Source organism: Sulfuricaulis limicola (assembly GCF_002355735.1).
In the GTDB taxonomy this organism is placed as follows: Bacteria; Pseudomonadota; Gammaproteobacteria; order Acidiferrobacterales; family Sulfurifustaceae; genus Sulfuricaulis; species Sulfuricaulis limicola.
Map to the genome: position 1 here is coordinate 2,150,379 of NZ_AP014879.1, position 24,970 is coordinate 2,175,348.

At 61.4% G+C, this 24,970-nt stretch carries 26 protein-coding genes; 9 read left to right on the forward strand and 17 right to left on the reverse strand.

Annotated elements, in window-relative coordinates; genetic code table 11:
* Nucleotides 1-9 precede the first annotated feature (9 nt).
* From SCL_RS10235 to hrcA, 11 genes are all read right to left on the reverse strand, one after another.
* Complete coding sequence (locus SCL_RS10235; protein ID WP_096361120.1) at nt 10-1,263, reverse strand: murein transglycosylase domain-containing protein; 1,254 nt, start codon at nt 1,261-1,263, stop codon at nt 10-12.
* 52 nt (nt 1,264-1,315) lie between these two features.
* Nucleotides 1,316-2,113 carry a 4-hydroxy-tetrahydrodipicolinate reductase gene (dapB, locus tag SCL_RS10240; protein ID WP_096361121.1) on the reverse strand — a complete coding sequence of 266 codons (798 nt, stop codon included), beginning with the start codon at nt 2,111-2,113 and terminating at the stop codon, nt 1,316-1,318.
* A gap of 189 nt (nt 2,114-2,302) precedes the next feature.
* A complete protein-coding gene (locus SCL_RS14385) occupies nt 2,303-3,382 on the reverse strand; it encodes a hypothetical protein (protein WP_197702598.1) in 1,080 nt (359 codons plus the stop codon).
* Nucleotides 3,383-3,656: 274 nt separating this feature from the next.
* Entirely contained in the window at nt 3,657-4,379 is a 723-nt protein-coding gene (locus tag SCL_RS14390) for a hypothetical protein (RefSeq protein ID WP_197702599.1), read from the reverse strand.
* A gap of 109 nt (nt 4,380-4,488) precedes the next feature.
* Nucleotides 4,489-5,280, reverse strand: coding sequence for a hypothetical protein (locus SCL_RS14395; protein ID WP_197702600.1), 792 nt, complete (start codon nt 5,278-5,280; stop codon nt 4,489-4,491).
* A gap of 50 nt (nt 5,281-5,330) precedes the next feature.
* Nucleotides 5,331-5,543: a hypothetical protein gene (locus tag SCL_RS10260; RefSeq protein ID WP_096361125.1), complete on the reverse strand. Its 213-nt coding sequence runs from the start codon at nt 5,541-5,543 to the stop codon at nt 5,331-5,333.
* A 147-nt stretch (nt 5,544-5,690) separates the two neighbouring features.
* Complete coding sequence (locus tag SCL_RS10265) at nt 5,691-6,491, reverse strand: AfsR/SARP family transcriptional regulator (RefSeq protein WP_148665076.1); 801 nt, start codon at nt 6,489-6,491, stop codon at nt 5,691-5,693.
* Nucleotides 6,492-6,871: 380 nt separating this feature from the next.
* Entirely contained in the window at nt 6,872-8,002 is a 1,131-nt protein-coding gene (dnaJ, locus tag SCL_RS10270; protein WP_096361127.1) for a molecular chaperone DnaJ, read from the reverse strand.
* A gap of 106 nt (nt 8,003-8,108) precedes the next feature.
* Nucleotides 8,109-10,049, reverse strand: a complete 1,941-nt coding sequence (gene dnaK / locus SCL_RS10275; RefSeq protein WP_096361128.1) for a molecular chaperone DnaK — start codon at nt 10,047-10,049, stop codon at nt 8,109-8,111.
* Between the two features lie 61 nt (nt 10,050-10,110).
* Nucleotides 10,111-10,713, reverse strand: a complete 603-nt coding sequence (grpE, locus tag SCL_RS10280; protein ID WP_096361129.1) for a nucleotide exchange factor GrpE — start codon at nt 10,711-10,713, stop codon at nt 10,111-10,113.
* 40 nt (nt 10,714-10,753) lie between these two features.
* Nucleotides 10,754-11,818, reverse strand: coding sequence for a heat-inducible transcriptional repressor HrcA (hrcA, locus tag SCL_RS10285; RefSeq protein WP_096361130.1), 1,065 nt, complete (start codon nt 11,816-11,818; stop codon nt 10,754-10,756).
* Between the two features lie 239 nt (nt 11,819-12,057).
* On the opposite strand from hrcA, the gene SCL_RS10290 reads away from it, so the two are divergent.
* From SCL_RS10290 to SCL_RS10320, 7 genes are all read left to right on the forward strand, one after another.
* Nucleotides 12,058-12,936 carry an NAD(+) kinase gene (locus SCL_RS10290; RefSeq protein ID WP_096361131.1) on the forward strand — a complete coding sequence of 293 codons (879 nt, stop codon included), beginning with the start codon at nt 12,058-12,060 and terminating at the stop codon, nt 12,934-12,936.
* Nucleotides 12,936-14,609 (forward strand): DNA repair protein RecN, encoded by a 1,674-nt coding sequence (gene recN / locus SCL_RS10295; protein WP_096361132.1) that lies wholly within the window; start codon nt 12,936-12,938, stop codon nt 14,607-14,609. Before SCL_RS10290 ends, recN begins: the two co-directional genes overlap by 1 nt.
* The gene (locus tag SCL_RS10300) at nt 14,596-15,093 is read left to right on the forward strand and encodes an N-acetyltransferase (RefSeq protein WP_197702601.1); all 498 of its coding nucleotides are present in this window, start codon (nt 14,596-14,598) and stop codon (nt 15,091-15,093) included. The genes recN and SCL_RS10300 overlap by 14 nt, the downstream gene beginning before the upstream one ends.
* A 9-nt stretch (nt 15,094-15,102) precedes the next feature.
* The gene (locus SCL_RS10305) at nt 15,103-15,405 is read left to right on the forward strand and encodes a hypothetical protein (protein WP_096361133.1); all 303 of its coding nucleotides are present in this window, start codon (nt 15,103-15,105) and stop codon (nt 15,403-15,405) included.
* Between the two features lie 87 nt (nt 15,406-15,492).
* Nucleotides 15,493-16,815, forward strand: a complete 1,323-nt coding sequence (locus tag SCL_RS10310; protein ID WP_096361134.1) for a porin family protein — start codon at nt 15,493-15,495, stop codon at nt 16,813-16,815.
* A 16-nt stretch (nt 16,816-16,831) separates the two neighbouring features.
* Entirely contained in the window at nt 16,832-17,788 is a 957-nt protein-coding gene (locus SCL_RS10315; protein WP_096361135.1) for a metal ABC transporter substrate-binding protein, read from the forward strand.
* Nucleotides 17,785-18,552, forward strand: coding sequence for a metal ABC transporter permease (locus SCL_RS10320; protein WP_096361136.1), 768 nt, complete (start codon nt 17,785-17,787; stop codon nt 18,550-18,552). Before SCL_RS10315 ends, SCL_RS10320 begins: the two co-directional genes overlap by 4 nt.
* A gap of 159 nt (nt 18,553-18,711) precedes the next feature.
* Here SCL_RS10320 and fur read toward each other — a convergent pair whose 3' ends face one another.
* The gene (fur, locus tag SCL_RS10325) at nt 18,712-19,167 is read right to left on the reverse strand and encodes a ferric iron uptake transcriptional regulator (RefSeq protein ID WP_096361137.1); all 456 of its coding nucleotides are present in this window, start codon (nt 19,165-19,167) and stop codon (nt 18,712-18,714) included.
* Nucleotides 19,168-19,465: 298 nt separating this feature from the next.
* Here fur and SCL_RS10330 point away from each other — a divergent pair, with 298 nt between their 5' ends.
* Nucleotides 19,466-19,789, forward strand: coding sequence for an outer membrane protein assembly factor BamE (locus SCL_RS10330; protein WP_096361943.1), 324 nt, complete (start codon nt 19,466-19,468; stop codon nt 19,787-19,789).
* Between the two features lie 13 nt (nt 19,790-19,802).
* Here the strand turns inward: SCL_RS10330 and SCL_RS10335 are convergent, their stop codons facing one another.
* From SCL_RS10335 to SCL_RS10345, 3 genes are read right to left on the reverse strand one after another with little or no spacing between them, the layout of a single operon-like run.
* Nucleotides 19,803-20,120: an RnfH family protein gene (locus SCL_RS10335; protein WP_096361138.1), complete on the reverse strand. Its 318-nt coding sequence runs from the start codon at nt 20,118-20,120 to the stop codon at nt 19,803-19,805.
* Nucleotides 20,117-20,557 (reverse strand): type II toxin-antitoxin system RatA family toxin, encoded by a 441-nt coding sequence (locus SCL_RS10340; protein ID WP_096361139.1) that lies wholly within the window; start codon nt 20,555-20,557, stop codon nt 20,117-20,119. Before SCL_RS10340 ends, SCL_RS10335 begins: the two co-directional genes overlap by 4 nt.
* Nucleotides 20,554-21,972 carry a sodium-dependent transporter gene (locus tag SCL_RS10345; RefSeq protein ID WP_172426020.1) on the reverse strand — a complete coding sequence of 473 codons (1,419 nt, stop codon included), beginning with the start codon at nt 21,970-21,972 and terminating at the stop codon, nt 20,554-20,556. Before SCL_RS10345 ends, SCL_RS10340 begins: the two co-directional genes overlap by 4 nt.
* A 181-nt stretch (nt 21,973-22,153) precedes the next feature.
* Here SCL_RS10345 and smpB point away from each other — a divergent pair, with 181 nt between their 5' ends.
* Nucleotides 22,154-22,627: an SsrA-binding protein SmpB gene (gene smpB, locus SCL_RS10350; RefSeq protein ID WP_096361141.1), complete on the forward strand. Its 474-nt coding sequence runs from the start codon at nt 22,154-22,156 to the stop codon at nt 22,625-22,627.
* Between the two features lie 8 nt (nt 22,628-22,635).
* On the opposite strand, the gene SCL_RS10355 is transcribed toward smpB, so the two are convergent.
* Nucleotides 22,636-23,748, reverse strand: coding sequence for an ABC transporter permease (locus SCL_RS10355; protein WP_096361142.1), 1,113 nt, complete (start codon nt 23,746-23,748; stop codon nt 22,636-22,638).
* Nucleotides 23,748-24,845: an ABC transporter permease gene (locus SCL_RS10360; protein WP_197702602.1), complete on the reverse strand. Its 1,098-nt coding sequence runs from the start codon at nt 24,843-24,845 to the stop codon at nt 23,748-23,750. The genes SCL_RS10355 and SCL_RS10360 overlap by 1 nt, the downstream gene beginning before the upstream one ends.
* Nucleotides 24,846-24,970: the final 125 nt, after the last annotated feature.

Consider the following 24,970-nt stretch of genomic DNA (forward strand, 5'->3'; position numbering starts at 1 on the left):
ACAAACCGCTCAATTTGCGTTGGCGACAAACTGCCTGCGGTAATTGACCACCTTATACAGGTATTGCCGCGTTTCTTCATAAGGCAGGCCGGTGCGCAACTTCTGGTACACCGCCGACGGCGACAGGCCGTTGATGGCATTCACCGCAGCGACCTTGTCCTTCGAGAACGTCCGCAATACATTGCTCGGCCCGGTGTTGTACGCCGAAATCACACAATATTCCCGCGATACCGGATTGGCCACCGGTTCCAGCTGGCTGTAGGTAAGCACATTCAGATAGGCCGTACCCAGCTCGATGTTGTTCTCGGCATCAAACAGGAATTGCTTGGACGGGGTTTCATCCTGCCCCTTTGCCTTGCGATAGGCCTCGCGTCCGCCGCTGCCGGGAACGAGCTGCATCAACCCGTAAGCCGGCGCAGAACTTACGGCAAAGGGATTGAAATTGCTTTCGGTGCGGATGACGGCATACACCAGGCTCGGGCTGATCTTGTACTGCTCGGCGAACTTCGTCACCAGATGACTGTATTTCTCGGCCTGCTTGTTCTCGAAATTGGACACCATCGGGAATTTCACGAACAGCGCCTTTTTCTTGCCGTTATCCAGGTCGACCTCGCGCGTCGCGGCCCGGGTTTTCAGAAGGTGATCGGCAAAGCCCTCGGCCTCGACCGGCGAGGCCACAGGCTTGTTGTTCTGGTCGACCACCAGACCGAGGAGATAAGGTTCTTTCTCGCTGGTCAGGGTAATGGCGCTGTCGGAGAAAAGATCCACCGCGCGCGGGTCGTTGGGCGTGAGCAGCGTGGTGACGATGGCGTTTTTCAGGCTGGCGTTCGGGTCCTTGTCGTCCACGGTCTCCACCGTCACCTCGCCCTTGTCGAAATCCACCACCGCGCGGCTCATGTAATTCTGCGTGTACTTTATATATTGCACGCGCGAGGGGAGTTTTACTTCCTTCTTGCCCCAGGTCTTGCTGACGCGGCCGGTCAGCAAGGTCACCAGGTTGGTGTAGTCGCGCTGGATGGTTTTGACGTCCTGCACCAGCGCATAGGGGTTGGATTTATAGACCGACTCCCGGCTCTTCAGGCCCGCCTTGATCGCTTCCCTGGCGTTGTCGCTGCGTGCGATGCTGGCGACCGAGCGCGTCGTCGGGCTGGTGAGGACGGCCAGCGTCTGATTGAGCGTCGGGGCCTTTCTTCCGGACGACGCGCATCCCGCCACCAGCGCGGCACAGCACAGGCCCAGAATAATTTTCCGCGTCCTTGCCATTAACGTAGCCCTACTCCGCTTCGCTGCGTTCGTCTCGCCATTCAAGAATCAATCAGCGCAATCCCAATACGTCCTGCATGTCGTAAAGGCCGTTTTTCTTCTCGGCAAGCCAGCGCGCCGCGCGCAGCGCGCCGCTGGCGAAGGGCATGCGCGATTCGGCGCGGTGCGTGATTTCCACGCGCTCGCCGCCGCCGGCGAACAGCACGGTGTGATCGCCGACGATGTCGCCGGCGCGGATGCTGGAGAAGCCGATGGTCTGGCGCGCGCGTTCGCCGCTGATGCCGTGCCGGCCGTATACGCCATGCTCCTTGAGGTCGCGCTGCAATACTTTGGCGACCACTTCACCCATGCGCAGCGCGGTGCCCGACGGCGCATCGGCCTTGTGACGGTGGTGCGCTTCGATGATCTCCACGTCCACCTCGTCGCCCAGCACGCGCGCCGCGGTTTCGAGCAGCTTGAAACACAGATTCACGCCCACACTCATGTTGGGCGCGAACACAATCGCGATGTCCCTGGCGGCGGTGGCGATACGGCCTTTTCCTGCTTCATCGAGACCGGTGGTGCCGATGACCATTTTCTTTTTATGCTGGCAGCAGTAGTCGAGGTTGGCAAGCGTCGCTTCCGGACTGGTGAAATCCACCAGCACGTCGAAGTCCGTCCCGTCGAGCCCGGCACGCACGGCGACGCCCAGCTTGCCCAACCCCGCCAGTTCGCCCGCGTCCTTGCCAATGGCCGCGCTGCCGGGACGCTCCAACGCTGCGCTCAGACGCAGACCTTCGGCGCGCGCGCAGGCCTCGATGAGCGTGCGGCCCATGCGTCCGGCGGCGCCAGTGACGGCAATATTGATCATCCTGTTTCCCTGTCGGCAATCTTGTTGCCGCAGAGAATAGATGATTTGACCGGGGACGCCAACCGATAACACGGTATGGGCGAGGACTCGAAAGATTAATACGGTGCAGAAAGACCGTGATGGGAGGGCAAAAACTATCGCGGCATTCCCGGGCGGCAGCCTGCCGCCCGGGTTGATTTTCAGCGTGGCCTACTTCTTTTTACGTGCGATGCCGATCAGCCCCAGCAGCCCCGAGCCGAACAGCCACGCGGCGGCGGGAACGGGGACAGGGGCAACATATGCGTTCGCATAGTTGAAGCCGGTGTCGGCGCTCAACGCGTTGAAATCGGTGATCGCCACGCCGTTCGCGTCGCGCAGATCGACGATGCCGCCCCAGGCGATGGTATGCCCGAACGACGCCTGGCCCATCGCATCCACTGCGGATAAGTTGGTCTGACCGTAACTGTTGTTGGTGCTGGAGTTGGCCTGAACCGTACCGTAGATGGACAGGTTCAGCGCCTGACCGAACACCACGGGCATGGTGAACAAGTAGGTGCCGGGTGCGGCGTTGCCCATTAAATCACTGGCTCCGTTGAGCATCGTCTGCCGCTGGAAACCCTCCCATGCCAGACCTTGGTTCGCGGCATCTCTGAGCTGGAACCCGCCGCGCCATTCCTCGCTCGACCTTCCCCATAGCGAATTGTTGCCGGTGACATCGGGGCCCCAGAAGGAGTCCCCTAACGAGCCCGAGACCGAAAAGGCCACGGTCGCAAAGCCGCTGCTGCCCGCTGCGGCCGAGGGGCTGCTGAGAGCGAACTGATCGGAGAAACTGCCCGAGGCATACGCTTCGCTGTAACTATAGGTATCGCCCCCGCTAACCGTAGAACTCGACCAAGTATTCAAGTGTATGCCCGCCGTCTGCACCAGGGACCAAGCATCTGCATAGGTATAGGCCAGGGAAGAGCCTGTAACACCTGACGGGTAGTTACTGTTGCTTGCCCAGACAGGGCTGGCGTTCTGGGAGGACATGTATTGATTCAGGCTATCCCCAGCCGTGGCCCACGAATACGCGGCCCCCGTGATTGAAGTACTTGCATAATATGAAGCAGCGGTGGCATTGCCGCCGACTGATAAGAAACCGGCGACTAGCGCAACGGCAAGCAGGGTTTGCGTAGTTTTTGTTTTCATTGATTCCTTTTGGTTTTGGTTTGTATTTTTAGATTCTGGTACAGCGCGTTTGAGGTCAGATTCACGGCTTGAAATAATTTCTTCGGAATAAATTGTGAGCAAGACATGCCTGTTAAGCTGTTTTGCGCCGCGCGGCGCCGATCAGACCCAGCACGCCGGAACCGAACAGCCATACGGCGGCCGGTGCGGACAAAAAGGGGCAGCCGGCACGCAGGCCAGGCCGCCATCAGCCCAAAGTATATTGATCTCGTTCAGAGATTTTATGCGGCGTTTCATGACCTGCCCTCCCACCTTTTACGGACGATTATCCGCATTTGTTTTTATGGAACCCGCGCATGACACGCCGCGCGCGCGGGTTTTATATCAATTCTGTTTTTTACAACGCGCGTGCCTTGCGTCGCGCGATACCCACCAGCCCCAGCAGCCCCGACCCGAACAACCACACGGCCGGCGGCACGGGGACCGGAGCAACGGCAACCTGCATGTTGTCCAGACCCCAGCTCTCGTCGGCAAGGCCCTGCAGTCCGCTGGCCGAGAAATTCAGAACCAGATCACTGCTGTTGTGCGCAAATGTGAAGCTGAGGTTGTAGACCGAATCCATCCACTCCTCCGGACGATTATTCACCGGATCGGTAAAGGTGTAACCCAGTGAATAGCACTCGGCGGCGCCGGTCATGGGATTGTAGGTGCCGGCGGGATAGACCGCGTTATAACCGGTGTTGCAGCTGGGCGCGCCGGGAGACGGCGCATATGACTGACCGGCGGGATTGCCATTGCTGAAGGTCGCACTTAACAAGGTCGATCCGCCAGCCACGCCCAGACTCCAGGTATCCGGGCCGAGCGGGTCACCATTCACCTGCGTGGTGTCATTGCCGTCCCAGGAACGGATCAGATAGAGACTGAACGACACCGTGGTAAACCCATGGGCCGGAAGCCCATTCAGGGACAGACTGACGGTTTCATTTCCGAACTCCCCGAGGAACAGTCGTGTGCCGGCGTAATCCGGGTTGGGTGCCGACGCGACACTCGTATCGGACCATTCGCTTCCGATCGTGCCCTGAAAGTCATTGGTATAGACCGTAGCCGCGCTCGCCGGCATGGCGAACCAGCAAGCGAATACAAGCAAAGTACGGCGCGCATATTGCGATCCTGATACCGGCTTTATCGGTTTCTTTGTCATTGTGCCCCCCCTGTCATCCTGGAAACGGTTAAGTAGTTTTCCGTTTTTGGCGCGACGCCACGCCGAGCAGGCCAGCCAGTCCGGAACCGAACAGCCAAACGGCGGCCGGCACGGGGACGACGCTTGGATCCGGCGGAGGCAGCTGCCCCATGGAGCCGGCAAAGAATGCGCTCGTTATGCAATTTCTGTCGCCGCACCAGTTGTTCTTGCCGTACTTGCCTTTTCCGTCAATGATGTTGCACCACTCGAACCCCGCCACATGCGCCGAGAAAAGCGCGTCAAAATCATCGAGGGTTGCGCCATTGACCGTGAAGCTCAGGCTGTCGGTGCGGGACTTGCCCTTGCCCTGAAGCCGGATGTCGAATTTTCCGAACTCGCTCATTCTCCTGTCTTCCCTGATCCTCCAGGAATCCGGCAGTCCGGCGATTTCAAACCCGGATTCGTCGTTGAAGCTGAAACCGAATTTCTGGATGCCGAAGTTCCGGCCGGCAACGTTGCTCAGCGGATCAAGCGTTTGCACGAGGAAATCCACGCCGCCGGTTCCATTTTCCGTCAGCATCACGGACAGATAATGGTTGCCGTCGGGCAAGGTATTCGACTGGTCAAGAAAAAAGGAAACGCTGGCGGCGCGCGCGGGCAGCGCGACGAGCATCAACGCGCCGACGAACCCGAACCCCAGGACGCGTCCTGCTGTTTTTATGCGGCGGGAAAACTCCATATACTCCTCCTGAAATACATTATTATTTGTGGCAAGGCCTGCGCCTTGTATTCTTCTGTCCTTCGAGTGATGCTCCTTGATGTGGCCGGCGACGCACTCCATCAGGCGCCGCCAATGAAAAATGCTTTTGTGCCTGTTTGAACTCCCAGGCTTTAACGCGATTTTTTCTTGCCCGCCTCGATTACCCTGAGAACAGGCTTGGTGGCTGTAAGCTTGAGGGAGTGGGACTCTGACAGGATCGCCACCAGTTCACCGACGCTGTGAAACGGGCGCTTGGCTTCTTCCCCGACAGTCTCCACAAGACCGACAAGACTCTCCGGATTATCGGCATCCCGTCGATACATGCGCACGATGTAGCTGTCCATCCGCTCCTCCAGTCTGTAATTCTTTTTTCTGTACGTGGAAGAATGCGTGGAATCGACATACGGATAACTTACGGATTGGAAGAAAACTGAAACATGCCGAGGCATCTCGCGCCCGGATAGCACGAGACCGGATTCAGAATCTCAGTCTTAGATCAATCGACGGTGAATGGCTTCGGTGGCAGCAGAAGGGGTGATGGAAAGAATCAACGACAGAGTCGTGCGGCAACGGCGGTATACGGCCAGCGCCTCGCTGCGCCGTCCGAGCTGGTGATAGCAGACCATCAGACGTTGATAAAAAATTTCGGCGAGGTCGTCGACCTCGAGCCCTTTCAGGTAGCACTGGATGGCGGCTTCGTGCCGCCCGACCCTTTCCCAGTGACGCGCGACATCCATCAGGTGGCGCAGGAATTTGCTGCGCAGCCGCTCGCGCAGGGAGATGGACCACGGTTCGGGCGTTTCACGGCCGAGAAAATGCCCGTGATAAAGCGACAGCAGCCTGGAGGACAGTATCGCCAGCTCGTCGGGATCCGGTTGCGAAGAATTCAGCAGGGCTTCGGCCTGACCTGTGGCCTGTTCAAAGGCCCATACGTCCACCCAGCAAAGCTGGTTATCGAGGGTGAGCAGTCCGTTTGAAAGCACCAGCGCCTTGTCGACGCCCACAAGTCTGCGCAGCCGGTGCAGAGTGATTTCGAAAGCGTTGTAGGCCTCGTCGCCTTCGGATTCGGGCCACAGCGCCATCGCCAGCTGATCCGTGGCAACTTCACGGCCACCCAGAGCCACCAGCACCTTGAGCAACTCCAGGGGCCGGTGTTGGGCTTTCCTGGCAAAACGGATCGGCTCTATGCCCCGGGAGACTGAAAAACGACCAAGCGTATAGATATGCAGCGGATAATTCCGGTGCTCATCAGTCGCGGGAACACTGACAGGTAATTGTTGCAGGTCAAACATGATATAACGCCAGCAAGCCACTCTCTTATTGGCAGCTTTCCCTGCTGTCCGTCAATTCGTCTCATCCCCTCCCCTATATTCTGGCAGTAATTGCCCTCAAATTCATAGCTGAATAGTTAATGTTAATGATGCCTTACGTATACACCCAAACTGCTGCATGCAGATTATGCGATAACTCCATGATATATAAGAATTTGAAAATGACGTGCTGCTCAGGTTGAAAGTCGGGGTTAACCAGACCCATGCCTGATTTTATTGGCCGGGACAGAATGCGGGGGCACGCAATGGGGGGGGGCGGGCGCGAGCAGGGCGCAGGGGCCCCATCGTTTTATGATGGGGATGCAACCGTCGCGAGTCGCCCGCGGAACCCGTCAAGGGACTCAGCCGAAGATGCCCTTGAGCTTGTCGAGCCAAGAAGCTTCGCGAGGACTATGACGGGTTCCCCCCTCACGCAGCGAGTGCTCAAGTTCCTGCAACAGCTCTTTCTGTCTGGCAGTCAGATTGACTGGTGTCTCCACGCTGATGCGGCAATAAAGATCACCGGTCTGTCCGCTGCGCACGTTACGCACGCCCTTGCCGCGCAGACGGAAAAGTTTTTCGCTCTGGGTGCCGGGCGGTACCTTGATTGACGCGCGTCCATCCAGTGTCGGTACCTCGAGTTCGCCGCCAAGCACCGCCGTGGCAAAGCTCACGGGCATTTCGCAATAGAGATCGTCCTGTTCGCGCTTGAACAGTGAATGCGGCTTGAGCCGGATCTGCACGAACAGGTCACCCGGCGGCCCGCCGTTTTCGCCGGCCTCGCCTTCGCCCGCAAGACGGATCTGATCGCCCTCGTCCACGCCGGCGGGAACCTTGACCGACAATGTTTTGGTGTGCTGCACCCGGCCGGCGCCATGGCAGGTCGGACATGGATCGGTGATGACCTTGCCGGCACCATGGCACTTGGGACAGGTTTGCTGGACGGAAAAGAAACCCTGTTGCATACGTACTTGGCCGTGGCCGCCGCAGGTGCGGCAAACGCTGGACGAGGTGCCGGCCTTGGCGCCGCTGCCCTGGCAGGTCTCGCACTTTTCCATTGCCGGAACCCGGATGCGCACTTCCGTGCCGCGCACGGCGTCTTCAAGCGAAAGCTCCAGGCTGTAACGCAGATTCGCACCGCGAAAGACCTGCGCGCCGCGTGCGCGCCCGCCGCCGAAGATGTCGCCGAACACGTCGCCGAAGATATCGGCGAAATTCGCGCCGCCCGCTGAATAAAATCCTCCCGCGGCGCCGGCCGCGGCCGAGGGGTCCACGCCGGCATGGCCGAACTGATCGTACGCGGCGCGCTTCTGCGAATCGGAAAGGACCTCGTAGGCCTCCTTGGCGTCCTTGAATTGGGCCTCGGTGGTCTTGTCACCCGGGTTGCGGTCCGGATGATATTTCATGGCCAGGCGCCGGTACGCCTTCTTGATATCCGCGTCCGAAGCGTTGCGTGCCACGCCGAGTGTTTCGTAATAGTCTTTTTTTGTCATTCCCGCGACCCGTTTTGCACGAATGTCTGAACCTCAAATGGCAAAGGCACAGTGGCCAACCTTCCCCGATCGCCCCACCGTGCCTTCGTTCGCCAATGCGCTGAACTTACTTCTTGTCCTTGTCGTCCTTCACTTCCTCGAATTCGGCGTCGACCACGTTTTCCTTTTCCTTGGCCTCGGTTTTCTCGGCGCCGGCGGTTTCCGCCGCGCCCGGCGCGGCCGAGGCGTTGGCCTGCGCGTACATCTGCTCGGCCAGCTTGTGCGAGGCCTCCAGCAGAGCGTCGGTCTTTTTCTTGATATCGTCCTTGTCGTCACCGCGCGTGGCTTCCTCGAGTTCCTTGATGGCGGCCTCGATTTTTTCCTTTTCCGCGGCGTCCAGTTTCTCGCCCATTTCCTTCACGGATTTGCGCACGCTGTGCACCAGGCTGTCACCGTGGTTGCGCGCCTCGGCGAGCTCGCGCGCCTTGTGGTCTTCCTCGGCATGCGCCTCGGCGTCCTTGACCATTTTCTGGATCTCTTCCTCGGTCAGGCCGGAACCGGCCTTGATGGTGATCCGGTTTTCCTTGTTGGTGGCCTTGTCCTTGGCTGACACATGCAGGATGCCATTGGCATCGATGTCGAACCCGACCTCGATCTGCGGCACGCCGCGCGGCGCCGGCGGAATGTCGCCGAGGTCGAAACGGCCAAGCGACTTGTTGCCCGAGGCCATCTCGCGCTCGCCTTGCAGCACGTGCACCGTCACCGCCGTCTGGTTGTCGTCGGCGGTCGAAAACACCTGCGAGGCCTTGGTCGGGATCGTGGTGTTCTTCTGAATAAGCTTGGTCATGACGCCGCCCAGCGTTTCGATGCCGAGCGACAGTGGCGTGACGTCGAGCAACAGCACGTCCTTCACCTGTCCGCCCAGCACGCCGCCCTGGATGGCGGCGCCGACGGCGACCGCCTCGTCCGGGTTCACGTCCTTGCGCGGTTCCTTGCCGAAGAAATCCTTCACCAGCTGCTGCACCTTGGGCATGCGGGTCTGGCCGCCGACCAGGATCACGTCGTCGATGTCGGAGGCCTTGAGCCCGGCGTCCTTGAGCGCGACCTTGCACGGCTCGATGGTTTTCTGAATGAGATCTTCGACCAGCGCCTCGAGCTTGGCGCGCGTGATCTTGATGTTGAGATGCTTCGGGCCGCTGGCATCCGCCGTGATGTACGGCAGGTTCACCTCGGTCTGCTGGCTCGAGGACAGTTCGATCTTGGCCTTCTCCGCGGCATCCTTCAGGCGCTGCAACGCGAGTGGATCCTTGTGCAGATCCACGCCGGCGTCCTTTTTGAATTCGTCCGCGAGGTAATCGATGATGCGCTTGTCGAAGTCCTCGCCACCGAGAAAGGTGTCGCCGTTGGTGGACAACACCTCGAACTGGTGCTCCTTGTCGACCTCGGCGATCTCGATGATGGAAATGTCGAACGTGCCGCCGCCCAGGTCATAGACCGCGATCTTGGAATCGCCCGGCTTCTTGTCCATGCCGTAGGCGAGCGCCGCGGCGGTCGGCTCGTTGATGATGCGCTTGACCTCGAGACCGGCGATGCGCCCGGCGTCCTTGGTCGCCTGGCGCTGGGAATCGTTGAAGTAGGCCGGCACGGTGATGACGGCTTCCTTCACTTCCTCGCCGAGATAGTCCTCGGCGGTCTTTTTCATTTTCTGCAAGACGCGCGCGGAAATTTCCTGCGGCGCCATGGACTTGCCCTTGGCTTCCACCCAGGCATCGCCGTTCTTGGCCTTAACGATCTTGTACGGCACCATCTTGATGTCGCGCTGCACGACTTCGTCTTCGTACTTGCGCCCGATCAGGCGCTTGATGGCATACAGCGTGTTGGCGGGGTTGGTGATCGCCTGGCGCTTGGCCACCTGGCCCACCAGCACCTCGGTATCATCGGTGTAGGCCACGATCGACGGGGTCGTGCGATCGCCTTCGCTGTTTTCGATCACGCGCACCTTGTCCCCTTCCATGACCGCCACGCAGGAGTTGGTTGTGCCCAGGTCTATACCGATAATTTTTGCCATGGTTATCGCCTCAAAATTTGCTTGTAATTGGAATTCGAAATGGGGCTGGTCCGGCCGGTTTTCAAGCTGACCCGGCCGGCTTTGCCGGCTCGGCCGCCGCGCGCGCCACGACCACCATGGCCGGGCGCAACAGGCGGTCATTCAGCAAAAATCCCTTCTGGACCACATTTACCACGTGGCCCGGCGGGACCTCCGCGGAATCGACCATGCTGATGGCCTGATGTCGTTCGGGGTCGAATTTCTGTCCCGCCGGGTCGATCAGGGTCAGGCCGAATTTCTGGAAGATGCCGTCCAGCAATTTCAGAGTCAGATCCAGCCCCTCGTGCATTTTCTGCACCGCCGGGTTGCTGTCCTTCGGCAGCTCCACCATCCGGGCGAGCTCCAGGCTGTCCCGGACCGCGATGATTTCCGAAGCAAAGCGCTCAATGGCGAATTTGCGCGTGGCCACGACATCCAGCTCCGCGCGCTTGCGCATGTTCTCGGCCTCGGCGCGGGCGCGCAGGAACCGGTCCAGGTTCTCCGCGGCCTCGGCACGGACCTTTTCCAGCTCTGCCTGCAATTGCTGGGCTTCAGTGCCCGGTTCGAGATCGTGTGGGGCGCCGGCGTCCGGAGCAGCGTTCTCCCTCGCCGCCGGGCCAGCCGGGGCTTCCTTATATTCGCTCATTACTACATCTCCGCGGTGAATGGACTCATCATGAATGGGGTTAACGGCCCGAGGATTCAAGCCGCCCGGGACGCTCGCTGCTGCTGAGGGCGCCGCCCAGGAGCCGGGCCGTGATATCGACGATGGAGATCACCTGCTCATAGGCCATGCGCGTGGGGCCGATGACCCCCAGCGTGCCGACGATGCGGCCGTCGGCGCTGTAGGGCGCCGTGACCACGCTGCAATCGGCCAGCACGTCGTAACCCGATTCCTGGCCGATGAATATTTTCACGCCGGGGCCACGCATGCTCTGGTCCAGCAGATGCAAAAGGTCGCGCTTGGCATTGAAGGCCTCGAACAACTTGCGCAGCTTGCGTACGTCCCCCAGCTCGGGGAAATCCATGAGATTGGATTCGCCGCTGACCACCAGCTCGTCGGACTGTTCCTCGCCGCTCAGCGCCTCGCGCGCCATGCTCACCGCGACCTGCATGATGCGTTGCATGTCGTCGCTGGCCTGTTGTATCTCCTGCAGCAGGGCGCGTTTCACGTCGCTCATGGAAGTGCCGGAATAGGTCTCGTTGAAATAATTGGCGGACTGCACCAGCTCGGCCGGAGAATAGTCACGCTCCGCCTGGATGATGCGGTTGTGCACCTGGCCGTCCTGCGTCACCAGGATCACCAGCACGCGCCGGTTCGAGAGATTCACGAAATCGATGTGGCGGAAGGCCAGCTGCTCCTCGCGCCGCGGCATCATGACGATGCCGGCGAGCTTGCAGACCTCGGACAGCATGTGCGAGGCATTCTCGATGAGGTGCTGCGGGTCGTGATCCGCGTGCAGCTCTTTCTCGAGTTTGTGCAACTCGTTCACGTTCAGGGATTTGACCTTCAGCAGGGTGTCCACGAACACGCGATAGCCGCGTTCCGTCGGCACGCGCCCGGCCGAGGTATGCGGGGAGCGCACCAGCCCCATTTCCTCAAGGTCTGACATGACGTTGCGCACCGTGGCCGAGGACAGATCCAACCCGGCCTGACGCGCCAGGGTGCGCGAACCCACGGGCTGACCCTCGGCGATATACCGCTCAATCAGCGTTTTCAGCAATATTTCCGCGCGGGCATCGAGAGTCATGGCAAACCTCTATAATGGTGCTGACTTTAGCACTCTCAAAGCTTGAGTGCCAAGCCCTGTCCCTTTCCAGGAATCATTCAACAAAGCAGGACGGGCAGGATTAACAGGATTTTTCAGGATTCGCAGAACCAAAAGTCAGCGATCACGCAGATCGTGCCGGCAATCCGCGATCAATAAATGGTGCATTGGCCAGCAGTTGGGTGCGTGCTAGGTTTATGATTCACATCCGGAAGACATTCATGGACAAAAAAATCAAAACCGTCGGCCTGTTCGGCAAATACCAGGACCAGACCGTGGTCGAACACCTGCGCCGGCTCGAGGAATTCCTGCTGGGGCGCAAGCTCAAGGTCCTGCTGGACCAGGCCACGGCCGAGCATTTCCCCGGATCCAAGTCACCGTCGCGGCCGCGCGCCGCCATCGGCAGCGAAATCGATCTGGCGGTCGTCGTCGGCGGCGACGGCACCCTGCTCAACGTGGCGCGCGAACTCGCGCCGCATCACGTCCCCATCATCGGCGTCAACCTCGGCCGTCTCGGTTTCCTCACCGACATCCAGGCCGAGACCATGACCACCGAGATCGGCAAGATTCTCGGCGGCGACTACCAGACCGAAACCCGGCTGCTGTTACACGCGGAGGTCATGCGCAAGGGACGCATCGTGCACACCGCCAGCGCCTTCAACGACGTGATCGTGGCCAAGGGCGAGCTGGCGCGCATGATCGAGTTCGAGACCTTTGTCGACGGCGAATTTGTCCATAGCATCCGTGGCGACGGCATCATCATCGCCAGTCCCACCGGCTCCACCGCCTACGCGCTGTCGTCGGGCGGGCCGATCCTGCATCCCACGCTCGACGCCATCGCCATCGTGCCGATCTGCCCGCACACGCTGTCAAACCGGCCGATCGTGATTTCCAGCGACAGCATCGTGGAGATCCTAGTTTCGCGCATCGCCGAGCAACACGCCTACAGCGCCTACGACGGCCAGTCCACCTTCACGCTGCAGGACCACGATCGCGTGTACATACGGCGCTCCGAACACGAGGTCGAGCTGCTGCACCCCTCGGGCCGCAGCCACTTCGAGGTGATGCGCATCAAGCTGCACTGGGGCCGGAAACTCTGATGCTGACGCAGCTTTACGTCCGCGATTTCGCCATCGTGCGCGAGCTGAGCCTCGCGTACGAATCCGGTTTCACGGTACTGACCGGCGAGACCGGCGCGGGCAAGTCCATTCTCATCGACGCGCTGGCGCTGGTGCTGGGCGAACGCGCCGACAGCCAGGTGATCCGCCACGGTTGCGCGCGTGCCGAAGTCTCGGCCGGCTTTGCCGTGAAGCCCGCGAGCAGCGCCGCGAAATGGCTCAAGGAGAACGACCTGTTCGACGACCAGGAATGCGTGCTGCGGCGCGTGGTCGAGACCGACAAACCCTCGCGCGGGTTCATCAACGGCCGGCCGGTACCGGTCCAGATGCTGCGCGAGCTGGGCGAACATCTGGTGGACATCCACGGCCAGCACGAACACCAGTCACTGCTGCGGCGCGATGCCCAGCGGGAGATTCTCGACGATTATGCCGGCCTGGAGGACGACGTGCGTGTCCTTGCCGGCCACTACCGGGATATGGAAACGCTGCGCGAGCGGCTGACCACCCTGAAGCAGCGCACGGCGGATCGCGAGGCGCGCGTCGAGTGGCTCACGCACCAGGTGCGCGAACTGGAAGCGCTGGCGCTGGCCACGGGCGAGATTCCCGCGCTCGAGGAAGAACATGCGCGCCTGGCCAACGGCGCCGAGCTCATCGAAGGCGTGCAATCCCTGGCGCAGGCGGTCACGGAAGACGAGGAAACAGCGGTAGCGCGGCAACTGGCGCGCGCCGTCAGCCGGCTGGAATCGCTCGTGAAGTACGACCACAAGCTCGGCGAAATCGCCGCCCTGCTCAACGAGGCTTCCATCCAGATCGACGAGGCCGGCGGCCGCCTGAATCATTATCTCGAAAGCCTGGAACTCGACCCGTCGCGGTTGCAGGCCGTCGAACGCCGCCTGTCCACCGTGCATGACCTGGCGCGCAAACACAAGGTGAAACCCGAGGAGCTGCCGGCGGTGCACGCGCGCCTGCGCACGGAACTGAACGAGATCGAAAACCTCGACACCAGCCTCACGAAACTCGAAGAGGATCTTGGAAAGGTGAATACGCTTTATCTCAAGGCGGCGAAAGAAATCACGCGCGCGCGCCAGAACGCGGCGAAAAAACTCGCCAAGGCCGTCACCGGCGAAATGCAGGAGCTCGGCATGCCGGGCGGAAGTTTTGAAGTCAGCGTCACGCCGTTGCCGGAGGGTGAAACCGGCGCCCATGGCCTCGAGCGCATCGAATTCCTGGTCAGCGCCAATCCCGGACAGCCGGCGCGGCCGCTGGCCAAGGTGGCCTCCGGTGGCGAGCTGTCGCGTATCAGCCTCGCCCTGCAGGTGGTGCTCGCGGGCACCGGGCGCATCCCCACGCTGATCTTCGACGAGGTCGACGTCGGCATCGGCGGACGCGTGGCCGAGGTGGTGGGCCGCAAACTGCGCGCACTCGGCGAATCGCGTCAGGTGCTGTGCATCACGCACCTGGCCCAGGTGGCGGCGCAGGGCGCTCAGCATGTCCAGATACGCAAACAGACCGAAGGCAAGGACACGGTGGCCGAGGCGATACCACTGACCGAGCGCGAGCGCACCATGGAAATCGCGCGTATGATTGGCGGCGTGGAAATCAGCAAGCAAACACTGGCGCACGCCAAGGACATGCTCGAACGTGCCTCAGCCTGACCTGACCCGCGCCGCCGAGCACGCTGCGCCGGTGATACGGCCGGCCGCGATCGGCGACGTGCCCTACATCCATCATCTGCTCGAAATCTACGCCGCGCAGGGCAACCTGCTGCCGCGAACGATGAACGAGCTCTATCGCCATCTGCGCGATTTTTTCGTGGTCGAGGTGAACGGCCAGGTCGCCGGCTGCGGCGCGCTTGAAATATTCACCGAAAGCCTCGGCGAGGTCAGAAGCCTGGTGGTGGACGATGCCTGGAAGGGCCGGGGCTTCGGACGCCTGCTGGTGCAGCGCATCATCGAAGAGGCGCGCGCCATCGGCCTGAACCGGCTGATGGCCCTGACCTACGTCGCGCCGTTTTTCCACAAGCTCGGCTTCAGGACCGTGCCCATGGACACGCTGCCCGAGAAGGTCTGGGGCATCTGCGTCAAGTGCTACAAATACAATAACTGCGATGAAACCGCGGTGCTGCTGGAACTCAAATAGCTTCTGCCCATGATGAAAGGAATCACCCGGCACATGACCGGATGGCGCGCCTGGATGTTCGCGCTGTTCCTGTTGTTCGTGGAAGCGGGTGCGCTCGCGCACGAGCTGGAACACCAGACGCAGAATCTGGGATCGCAATGCGCGCTGTGTCAGTTCTCGGACCATCTGGGCAAATCTCCCGTTTCCACGCCATTCGTCTTCATCGTTTCCGGCTCTTCCGTCCCGCATCTTCCGGTTTCGCTGCCGGCACCCCGCCTTCAGCCAGTTCCGGTTTTTTCCGCACGCGCCCCGCCCCGCTTTTCCGAAATCTGATGCCGTAACAAACGTGCGCGGACAACATCCGCGCACGCGCCTTGCGTGAGCAAGGCTTCATCTCTTTTTGATTTCGGAGGAAACCTGATGTTTCGCAGGAAATTTTTCGCCATGGCCGCGCTGGCGCTGTTCACGCCCGCTACGGTGCTGGCGGCCTCAACGGATGCCGCGCCGGCTTCATCGGACCCGGGAGCGGACAAGCTCAATGACCAGCAGCGCCTGCACTCGCTGGAGGAGCGTGTAAAACAACTGGAGTCCGCGCCTCCCGTCGCGCCCACCTCGGCCGCCAACAGCTTCAATCCGGCAATCTTACTGATCCTCTCCGGCCTTTACGCCAATCTCTCGCAGGACCCGGCGAACTACCGCATCACCGGATTCCCGCTGCCATCCGGCGTGGATGCCGGTCCGGGTCAGCGTGGGTTCAGCCTCGCCGAGAGTGAACTGGGCATCTATGCCAACATCGATCCGTATTTCTACGGGGGGCTGAATTATTCCATGCACCCTGACGATACCGCGTCGGTGGAAGAGGCGTTCGTTCAGACCATCGCGTTGCCGAACGGATTCACCGTCAAGGCCGGGCGCTTCTTCTCGGGCATCGGGTATTTGAACGCACAACACGCGCATGTCTGGGATTTCGTGGATGCCCCGCTCGTATACCAGGCGTTCCTGGGCACGCAGTTTGGCGACGATGCGCTACAAGTGAAATGGCTTGCGCCGACCGAGCTGTTCCTCGAACTTGGCGCGGAACTCGGCCGTGGACGTCCCTTCCCTGGCAGCGATCGTGACAAGAATGGTTCTGGTGCCGGCACGGTGTTTGTCCATGTCGGCGGCGATGTCGGCGCGAGCCACAGCTGGCGCGCGGGACTTTCGATACTGGAATCCTCGCCGCGGAATCGTGAATTTTCCGAAACCGATCTCACCGGCAATGACATTACCAACGCCTTCAGCGGCGACGGCCGCTTGTGGATCGCCGACTTCGTGTGGAAATACGCGCCGAACGGCAATCCGGTCCGCACCAATTTCAAGTTGCAGGCGGAATATCTGCGCCGGGAGGAAGACGGCGATCTCACCTATGACACAACCGGAGTGGCCAGCACGGCGGCGTACGATGCCAGGCAATCGGGCTGGTATCTTCAGGGCATCTATCAATTCATGCCGTATTGGCGCGTCGGCCTGCGCGCCGAGCAGCTGGACCACGGCACGGTCGACTACGGATCGAACAACGCCAATCTGCCGCGATCCGGCTTCAATCCGTCGAAGCACAGCGTGATGGTCGACTTCAACCCGAGCGAGTTCAGCCGCATCCGCCTGCAATTCGCCCGCGACCAGTCACGCCAGGACGTCACCGACAATCAATGGTTCGTGCAGTACCAGATGAGCCTTGGCGCCCATGGCGCGCATCAATATTGATTCACGGAGGGAACCCATGAAAAACATTCTCAGGCTGTCACTGTCCGCCGTGGCGCTCGTGTTCAGTCCGTTTGCCGCCGCGGCGCTCAACGTCTTCGCCTGCGAACCCGAATGGGGCGCGCTGACCCAGGAACTGGGTGGCGACCGCGTCACGGTTTATGTCGCGACCAGCGCGCAGCAGGACCCGCACCAGATACAGGCCAAGCCGAGCCTGCTGGCGCAGGCGCGGCGCGCCGGTCTCGTGGTATGCACCGGCGCGGAACTGGAGATCGGCTGGCTGCCGATCGTGCTGCGCCAGTCGGGCAACAACGCGATCCAGCCGGGCAAGCCGGGCTATTTCGAGGCGGCAAACCACGTGCAGAAACTCGAGGTACCGACGCGCCTCGACCGCGCCGAGGGCGACGTGCATGCCGCCGGCAATCCGCATATCCAGACCGACCCGCGCAATATCGGCCGCGTGGCCACCGCGCTCGCGCAGCGCCTGGCGGAAATCGACCCGTCCGGGACGGCACATTATCAACAACGCCAGCGTGACTTCGCGAAACGCTGGGACGCGGCGCTGGAACGCTGGACAAAACAGGCAGCGCCGTTGCGCGGCGTGCCGGTAGTGGTGCAGCACAAGGGCTTCCCCTATCTGGAAAACTGGCTCGGGTTGCGCGAGGTGGCGGCGCTCGAACCCAAGCCGGGCGTGGAACCCACCAGCGCGCACCTCACCGCCGTGCTGGAGCAACTGCAACGCGAACCGGCGAAGATGATCCTGCGCGCGACCTACAGCGACGACCGTTCCTCGGAGTGGCTGGCCGGGCGCGCCGGGATTCCCGCGGTCGCGCTGCCGTACACCGTCGGCGGTAACGACAAGGCCAGGGACCTCTTCAGTCTCTTCGATGACACCGTGCAGCAGTTATTGGATGCGCTGCGATGTGCAGGGACGCACAAGTGTCGCGAAAAGCAGGATGCTGGGAGCGACAAATGAACCTCGACGCGCTCGACATCAGCATTCTCGGGCCCGCGTTCGTCGCCGGCCTGCTGGTGCTCGCGACGCATGTGCCGATGGGTCAACAGGTGCTGGCACGCGGGATAGTTTTCATTGATCTCGCGATCGCGCAGATCGCCGGGCTCGGCGTCATCGCCGCCGACGGCATGGGCTGGGAGCCGCAGGGTTTCGCGGTGCAGATCGCGGCCGTGGGCGCGGCGCTGCTCGGCGCACTGCTGCTCACGCTCACGGAAAAGCGCTGGCCCGAGGTGCAGGAAGCCTTGATCGGCGTGCTGTTCGTGCTCGCCGCCTGCGCCGGCATCCTGCTGCTCGCCAGCAACCCTCATGGTGGCGAACATCTGAAGGACCTGCTGGTGGGCCAGATATTATGGGTGAACTACAAGCAGCTGCTGCCGGTCGCGCTGCTCACCGCCGTCATCCTCGCGCTCTGGTTCGGCGCCGGCAAACGCCTGGGGCGCATCGGGTTCTATGTCCTGTTCGCGCTCGCAGTCACAGCGTCGGTGCAACTGGTCGGCGTGTATCTGGTGTTCGCGAGCCTGATCATCCCGGCGCTGGCGAGCCGGTTCCACGTCGCGCGCCGGCGGCTGGTCATCGGCTATTCCGTCGGCGTGCTGGGCTATGCCGTTGGACTGGCGCTGTCGGCGGTGCTCGATCTGCCGTCGGGCGCGGTGGTGGTCTGGGCCCTGGCGATCTGCGGGATCGTGTTCGCCTGGATTATGGGCGGGAAGGTGAAACGGAGCTGAGGAAAACGGCGGCGGGCCACGAACCCTCTCCCCTTGTTCCCGCCGGGGCGCACGAAGAATCGTGTGCACCCGTTCAGCGGGGAAAAGGTCCACCGGACCATTTCCTGTTTCCGCTTCACTTCCTGCCTCGCGGGAGAGGGGGAGTCGGAAGGGGCCCCTTTATTTCTTGGAACACTTGCCGTGCTTCTTCATGCCCTCGCACACGCCGTAGAGATACAGCGAGTGGTCGTCTATGTGGAACCCGGCCTTCTCGGCGATCTTGTGCTGGCGTTCCTCGATCGCGGTGTCAAAAAACTCGAACACCTGGCCGCACTCGAGACAGACCATGTGGTCGTGGTGGCTGCCCTGGTTGATTTCGAACACGGAACGCCCGCCCTCGAAGTTGTGCCGGATCACCAGCCCGGCGCCCTCGAACTGGGTCAGCACGCGGTACACCGTCGCCAGACCCACTTCCTCGCCCATGCCCAGCAGTTCCTTGTAAACCTCCTCCGCGGTCATGTGCGGGTGCCTGGCGGCCTCGAGGATGTTGAGAATCTTGAGGCGCGGCAACGTCGCCTTGAGCCCGGCTTTCTTGAGCTCGGCGCCGCCGACATTGGGGTTTCGCGTGGAGGTCATGCACGTTTTCCGTTCAAGGGACTGCGCGGAGAGTATACCCGGGAAAGCCTTCGGGTTATCATCGCGCCAGTTATTGACTCGGCACGATTGTACTTGAATCGAGGCAACCCGTCACAGATACCACGCGACTTCGGTGATACTGAAGGCGTGCCGAGTCAATAAGAAAATCATTATGACCTTCGATTATTGAGGCGGCAAAATGACTTCGTTTCAAGGTTACCGCGATATCAAACGGACGGATACATTCAAACTGGTGCATGCCGCCTCAATAATCAGCCCGCGGACGATTTCCAAAACTATGCGTTCTCTGCTTCTTCCCGCCTGTCTTGTGCTGCTGCTGGGCGGCTGTCTTTCGGTCTACAAGGTTGAAGTTCAACAGGGCAATGTCGTCAGCCAGGACATGATCGCCAAGCTCAAGCCCGGCATGACGCGCAGCCAGGTGCGTTTCGTGCTGGGAACGCCGCTCGTTACCGACGCCTTCCACCCCAACCGCTGGGATTATTACTACTATCTGCGTGGCAGCAAGGAAAAAACCGGCGAGACTCAGCGGTTGACGCTGATTTTCAGGAACGACACGCTGGTATCGGTGCAGGGCGACCAGCCCGGCAAAACCGGAGGCTAGTCGCGCCCCGGAGCTAGTCGCGTTTACGGCCGGTACCGGGTTTCGCGCGGCGTTCAGCGCGGCGGCGCCTGGCTTCTTTCGGATCCGCCAGCAACGGCCGGTAGACTTCCACCCTGTCACCGTCATGCACCGGATCCCGGAGGCTGGCGAGCTCGCCAAAAATTCCGACCCGGCTCCGCGCCAGATCGATTTCGGGAAAGCGTTCGAGCAGGCCGGATTCACGGATCACCTGCCCGACCGTCGCGCCCGACCGCACCGTCAGCTCGATCACCTCCTGATGCGACGGCGCGGCATAGGCCACCTCGACGCGCCAGCCGGCTTCCCGCGTCACGCCTCGCTTCCGTGCAGCTCGACAGCGCGCCGGTGAAAGCGGTCGACCAGCTGGTTTGCGATATTGGAAAACACCGGCGTGAGCGCAAGACTCACGATCCGGTTCGCGACCTCGAATTCCAGATCGAGGGAGATCTTGCTGGAATGCTCGTCCAGGGCCTTGAACTGCCAGAATCCCTGGAGAAAACTGAACGGGCCTTCGAGCAGTCGGATCTCCATCATCTTGTCGCGTTGCAGCAGGTTGCGCGTGGAAAACGTCCGGTGCACGCCGCTGTAGGCGATGTCGATGGCGGCAACCACCTCGTCCCCCTGCGCCGAAATGATGCGCGCGCCCCCGCACCACGGCAGAAATTTCGGATAGGACGGAATATCCGCCACCAGTTCGAACATCTCGTGTGCGCTGTAAGGCACGATGGCCGAACGGTGGATGGCGGTCATGCGAACAGTTCGGGAAGATTGAACAGCACGATCAGCAGCAACGCCGGAATGACGATACGCAGCAGCCACAGCCAGGTGTGATAAAGCCAGGCCTGTCGCAAGGGCAGGGCCTCGCGCATCATCTCCGGCTTCAGCGCCCAGCCGGTGAAAAGCGCGATAAGGATGCCCGACACCGGCAGCAGCACGTGCGCGGTCAGCACCTGCATCACGTCGAAGAAGCCCAGCTTCTTGACCACGCCGAACAGCTGGAAGGAAAACGCCCAGTCATGGAACGACAGAATGGTGATCACGCCCAGGGACCAGGCGCTGATGCCGCACAAGATCGCCGAGCGCTGCAGGCTCATGCCGAATTGCTCGCTCAACCACACCATGACCGGCTCGGCCAGCGAAATCGCCGAAGTCAGGGCCGCAACCAGCAGCAGCCCGAATAACACGACGATCAGGATGCGCCCGTAAGGTATGTGGTCGAAAGCCAGCGGCAGCGACTGGAACACCAGGCTGGGACCGGACGACAGCTCCACGTTGCCGGCGAACAGGATCGACAACACCACCAGGCTGACGGCCACGCTGGTGAGCGTGTCCACGCCCACCACGTAGAATGAAAGCCGCGGGATGGGCGCATCGGCCCCGAGGTAGGCGCCGTACATCAACATCGCGCCCGCGCCCAGTCCCAGGCTGAAAAAGGCATGGCTCACGGCCGCGAGCACGCTCATGCCGGTGAGCTTGCTGAAATCCGGCAGGAAGAACACCGAGGCGGCATGCGCGAAGGCGTCGGTCGTGGCGACGTAGGCCGTCAGCGCCAGCAGCACCACGAGCAGCAGCGGCACGGCATAGCGCACCACCATCTCCAGTCCATGGCGCACGCCACGGGCGGCGATGAGCATGGTGATGGTCATGAACAGCGTGTGCCAGAAAAGCTGCCGCTCGGGATCCATCACCATCTGCGCGAACTGGGCGCTCATGCCATCGGCCGTCAGGCCAACGTAAACGCCGAAGGCCGCGCGCAGCATGTAGGCGATGACCCAACCGGCGATGACGCTGAGATACGACAGGATCAGAAACACGCTGAGCACGCCCATCCACCCCACCACTTTCCACAACGGGTTGGCGCGGGCGCGCTGGGTCAGGAAGCGGAAGGCGCCGATCGGCGAGGCGCGTCCGCTGCGCCCCAGGGCGAACTCCGCCATCAGCAGCGGCAGGCCGATCAGGAGCACGCTCAGGAGATAGACAATCAGAAACGCACCGCCGCCATGCTCCACGGCCAGGTAAGGGAACTGCCAGAAGTTGTTGAAGCCGATGGCGGCGCCGCCCGCCGCCAGCACGAAAATTCCCCGCGAGGACCAGCGCTCGTGCACGTTCTTCCTGCCGGAACGCAGGGGGTTGCGGCGCGCGGGGTGTTTTTGCGTTGTGATCATCGTGCTTCGGCGGTCACCGGTGTGAGGGCCCATTCCTCTCGGGCGGGCAAGAATGTGGCATACTCGGTGTGGGCCGTCCACCGGCAAACAGCGTCACGCATATCGGCATCATGTCCATTCCTTATATAAAGCATAAGCCAACATCGCCTGCGAAGCAGCGGGTGCGCCGCCGCGGTGGTCGATGAGCAAAAAGAAAGACGATACGCCCAATCCCGTCATCGCCCAGAACCGCAAGGCCTGGCATGATTATTTCATCGAGGACAAGTACGAGGCCGGGCTCGCGCTGCAGGGCTGGGAGGTCAAATGCCTGCGCGCCGGTCGCGCGCAGCTGAAAGAAGGCTACGTGGTCATTGATAACGGCGAGGCCTTTCTGGTCGGCGCGCATTTCTCGCCGCTGACGTCCACCTCCACCCACATCAAGGCGAATCCCGTGCGTTCGCGCAAACTGCTGCTGCACCGCCTGGAGCTGAACAAGCTGATCGGCGCCACCGAACGCAAGGGCTACACCCTCATCCCGCTGCGGCTCTACTGGAAACGCGGCAATGCGAAACTCGAAGTCGGTCTCGCCCGCGGCAAACAGGCGCACGACAAGCGCGCCGACATCAAGAAGCGCGAATCCGACCTGGAAATGCGGCGCGCGCTCAAAAACCGCTGAGGGCGCGTCTATGCCACGGTCTTGCGGAAGCGGCTGGCGGCAATTCCCAGCATCACCACGCCGAGCACCAGCAGGGCCAGGAACTGCTGCCACAGCGCGGAAATGTCCGAACCCTTGAGGAAAATGCTGCGCACGATCTCGAGGTAATGGCGCATGGGATTGACGAGCGTCAGCCACTGGAATATCTCCGGCATGCTGCTGACCGGAAACATGAACCCGGAGAGCAGGATCGCCGGCATGAAAATCAGGAACGTCGTCAGGAACGCATCCTGCTGGGTCCGGGAGGTGATGGAGATGAGCAATCCGATGCCGAGGCTGGACAGGATGTACAGCAGGCTCGCCAGCAGCAACAGCGAGAAACTCCCCATGAACGGCACCTCGAACCAGAGCACCGCCGCGCCCGTCACCAGAAATACGTCGGCCAGGCCGATCAGGGCGAAGGGAATCGTCTTGCCGGCGATCAGCTCGTAGGCGGCCAGCGGGCTGACCATGAGCTGCTCGAGCGTGCCGATCTCGCGCTCGCGCACCACGGCCAGCGCCGTCAACAGCAGGCACATGAGAAAGACGATCGCGCCCGCGACCGCCGGAACATTGTAATCACGACTGACAAGATTGGGATTGAACCAGGCGCGCTCGCGCAACTCGATGGCCAGCCGGACGTCGCCGCTCAGGCGCGCGGCGTAATTCTGCACGATGCGTTCCGCGTAACCCTGCGCCACCGTCGCGGTGTTGGAGTCGGTACCGTCGAACACGATCTGGACCACGGCGCCGGCACCATCATGCAGGCGCGCGGAGAAATCCGCCGGTATCTCGATGCCGACGCGCGCATCGCCGGCGTCGAGCATGCGCACCAGGTCGGCCGGGCGCCGCGAACCGCCCACGACACGGAAATAGCCGGAGGCGGTGAAGGCATCCACCAGCTCGCGTGATGCCCGGCTGTTGCTGTGATCCACGACGAAGGTCGAGGTATCGTGGACGTCCGTGGACACCGCATAACCGAACACGATCAGCTGTATCAGCGGCGCGATGAACATGATGCGCCACAGGCGCGGATCGCGGAACAGCTGCAGGTACTCCTTGCGCACCATTTCGCGGATCCGCTCGCGGCTGCCGGCCCACATCAGACGAGCTCCTTTTTGAACACGCGCACGGCGAGGAACAGTCCGATCGCGGCGAACAGGACCATGAGCAGGCCCTGGACGTACAGCACTTCGACCCCCACCCCCTTCAGGAATATTCCGCGCGTCACCACCAGGAAATAGCGCGCCGGGACCAGGTAAGTGACGAGTTGCAAAGCCTTCGGCATCACCGTGATCGCATACATGAACCCGGACAGCAGCACGGCCGGCAGGAAGGTCGCCAGCATCGCCACCTGGGTGGCCAGCAACTGCGAGCGCCCCAGCACCGAGAACACGATGCCGAGCCCGAGTGCACCGACCAGGAAGAAAAACGACAGCACTATGAACAGCGCCGGATTGCCGCGAAACGGCACGCCGAACAGGAACATGCCAAGCAGCGATATCAGCACCATGTCGATCAGCCCGATGGCGACGTACGGCAGCATCTTGCCCAGAATCACCTCGACGCGCGACACCGGCGTCGCCGCCAGCTGTTCCATGGTGCCGCGCTCCCATTCACGCGCAATGGTCGTCGCCGTCAGCATCGCCGACACGATCATCATGATCATGGCCACCAGTCCGGGGACGATCATGTTGCGTGACACCAGTTCCTCGTTGAACCAGACACGGGTCTCGGCACGCAGCGGCAGCGTGACCTGTTTGCCCTGCAACTGAACATTGAGCGAATAGGTCTGCACGATGGCACGTGCATAATTGAGGATGATGGTCGCGGTATTGGCGTCGCTGCCGTCGACGATCGCCTGCAGTTCCGCGGATTGCCCGGCGTTGAGATGCGAAGAAAAATCAGGCGGGATCACCAGCACCAGCTGCACCGAAACCCCGTCGAGCAGCGGCGCGATCTCGGAGGCGCTTCTGAGCTGCCGCTGGAACGTGAAATAACCTGAAGAACGGAAGGCCTCCAGTAATTCGCGGCTCTGCGCCGATTGATCCTGATCCAGCACCGCGGTCTTGATGTTCCTGACATCCCAGCTGATGGCGTAGCCGAAGATGATCAGCAGTATCACCGGCAGCAAAAATGCCAGAATCAGGCTGCGCGTGTCGCGTCGCAGCTGGATCGCCTCCTTGCGGGCCATGGCCATTAATCGTCCAGGATTGATCATCGGGAGTTCCTTGGTTCCGAGTAATTCCTGATTTCTGATTTCTAATTTCTGATTGTTGTACCTGGGTTTTAATCAGGAATCAGAAATTAGAAATCAGTAATTTT

Bases quoted from the DNA above. Each gene is read 5' to 3' on its own strand.
- hrcA (WP_096361130.1), bottom strand. From the start codon at position 11,818: ATGACTCTCGATGCCCGCGCGGAAATATTGCTGAAAACGCTGATTGAG.
- SCL_RS10355 (WP_096361142.1), bottom strand. From the start codon at position 23,748: ATGTGGGCCGGCAGCCGCGAGCGGATCCGCGAAATGGTGCGCAAGGAG.
- SCL_RS10360 (WP_197702602.1), bottom strand. From the start codon at position 24,845: ATGGCCATGGCCCGCAAGGAGGCGATCCAGCTGCGACGCGACACGCGC.
- SCL_RS10345 (WP_172426020.1), bottom strand. From the start codon at position 21,972: ATGATCACAACGCAAAAACACCCCGCGCGCCGCAACCCCCTGCGTTCC.
- dnaK (WP_096361128.1), bottom strand. From the start codon at position 10,049: ATGGCAAAAATTATCGGTATAGACCTGGGCACAACCAACTCCTGCGTG.
- recN (WP_096361132.1), top strand. From the start codon at position 12,936: ATGCTGACGCAGCTTTACGTCCGCGATTTCGCCATCGTGCGCGAGCTG.
- SCL_RS10340 (WP_096361139.1), bottom strand. From the start codon at position 20,557: ATGACCGCCATCCACCGTTCGGCCATCGTGCCTTACAGCGCACACGAG.
- SCL_RS10265 (WP_148665076.1), bottom strand. From the start codon at position 6,491: ATGTTTGACCTGCAACAATTACCTGTCAGTGTTCCCGCGACTGATGAG.
- SCL_RS10290 (WP_096361131.1), top strand. From the start codon at position 12,058: ATGGACAAAAAAATCAAAACCGTCGGCCTGTTCGGCAAATACCAGGAC.
- dapB (WP_096361121.1), bottom strand. From the start codon at position 2,113: ATGATCAATATTGCCGTCACTGGCGCCGCCGGACGCATGGGCCGCACG.
- SCL_RS10235 (WP_096361120.1), bottom strand. From the start codon at position 1,263: ATGGCAAGGACGCGGAAAATTATTCTGGGCCTGTGCTGTGCCGCGCTG.
- SCL_RS14395 (WP_197702600.1), bottom strand. From the start codon at position 5,280: ATGGAGTGCGTCGCCGGCCACATCAAGGAGCATCACTCGAAGGACAGA.
- SCL_RS10305 (WP_096361133.1), top strand. From the start codon at position 15,103: ATGATGAAAGGAATCACCCGGCACATGACCGGATGGCGCGCCTGGATG.
- grpE (WP_096361129.1), bottom strand. From the start codon at position 10,713: ATGAGCGAATATAAGGAAGCCCCGGCTGGCCCGGCGGCGAGGGAGAAC.
- SCL_RS10320 (WP_096361136.1), top strand. From the start codon at position 17,785: ATGAACCTCGACGCGCTCGACATCAGCATTCTCGGGCCCGCGTTCGTC.
- SCL_RS10310 (WP_096361134.1), top strand. From the start codon at position 15,493: ATGTTTCGCAGGAAATTTTTCGCCATGGCCGCGCTGGCGCTGTTCACG.
- dnaJ (WP_096361127.1), bottom strand. From the start codon at position 8,002: ATGACAAAAAAAGACTATTACGAAACACTCGGCGTGGCACGCAACGCT.
- SCL_RS10330 (WP_096361943.1), top strand. From the start codon at position 19,466: ATGCGTTCTCTGCTTCTTCCCGCCTGTCTTGTGCTGCTGCTGGGCGGC.
- SCL_RS14390 (WP_197702599.1), bottom strand. From the start codon at position 4,379: ATGCCGGCGAGCGCGGCTACGGTCTATACCAATGACTTTCAGGGCACG.
- SCL_RS10260 (WP_096361125.1), bottom strand. From the start codon at position 5,543: ATGGACAGCTACATCGTGCGCATGTATCGACGGGATGCCGATAATCCG.
- SCL_RS10315 (WP_096361135.1), top strand. From the start codon at position 16,832: ATGAAAAACATTCTCAGGCTGTCACTGTCCGCCGTGGCGCTCGTGTTC.
- fur (WP_096361137.1), bottom strand. From the start codon at position 19,167: ATGACCTCCACGCGAAACCCCAATGTCGGCGGCGCCGAGCTCAAGAAA.
- smpB (WP_096361141.1), top strand. From the start codon at position 22,154: ATGAGCAAAAAGAAAGACGATACGCCCAATCCCGTCATCGCCCAGAAC.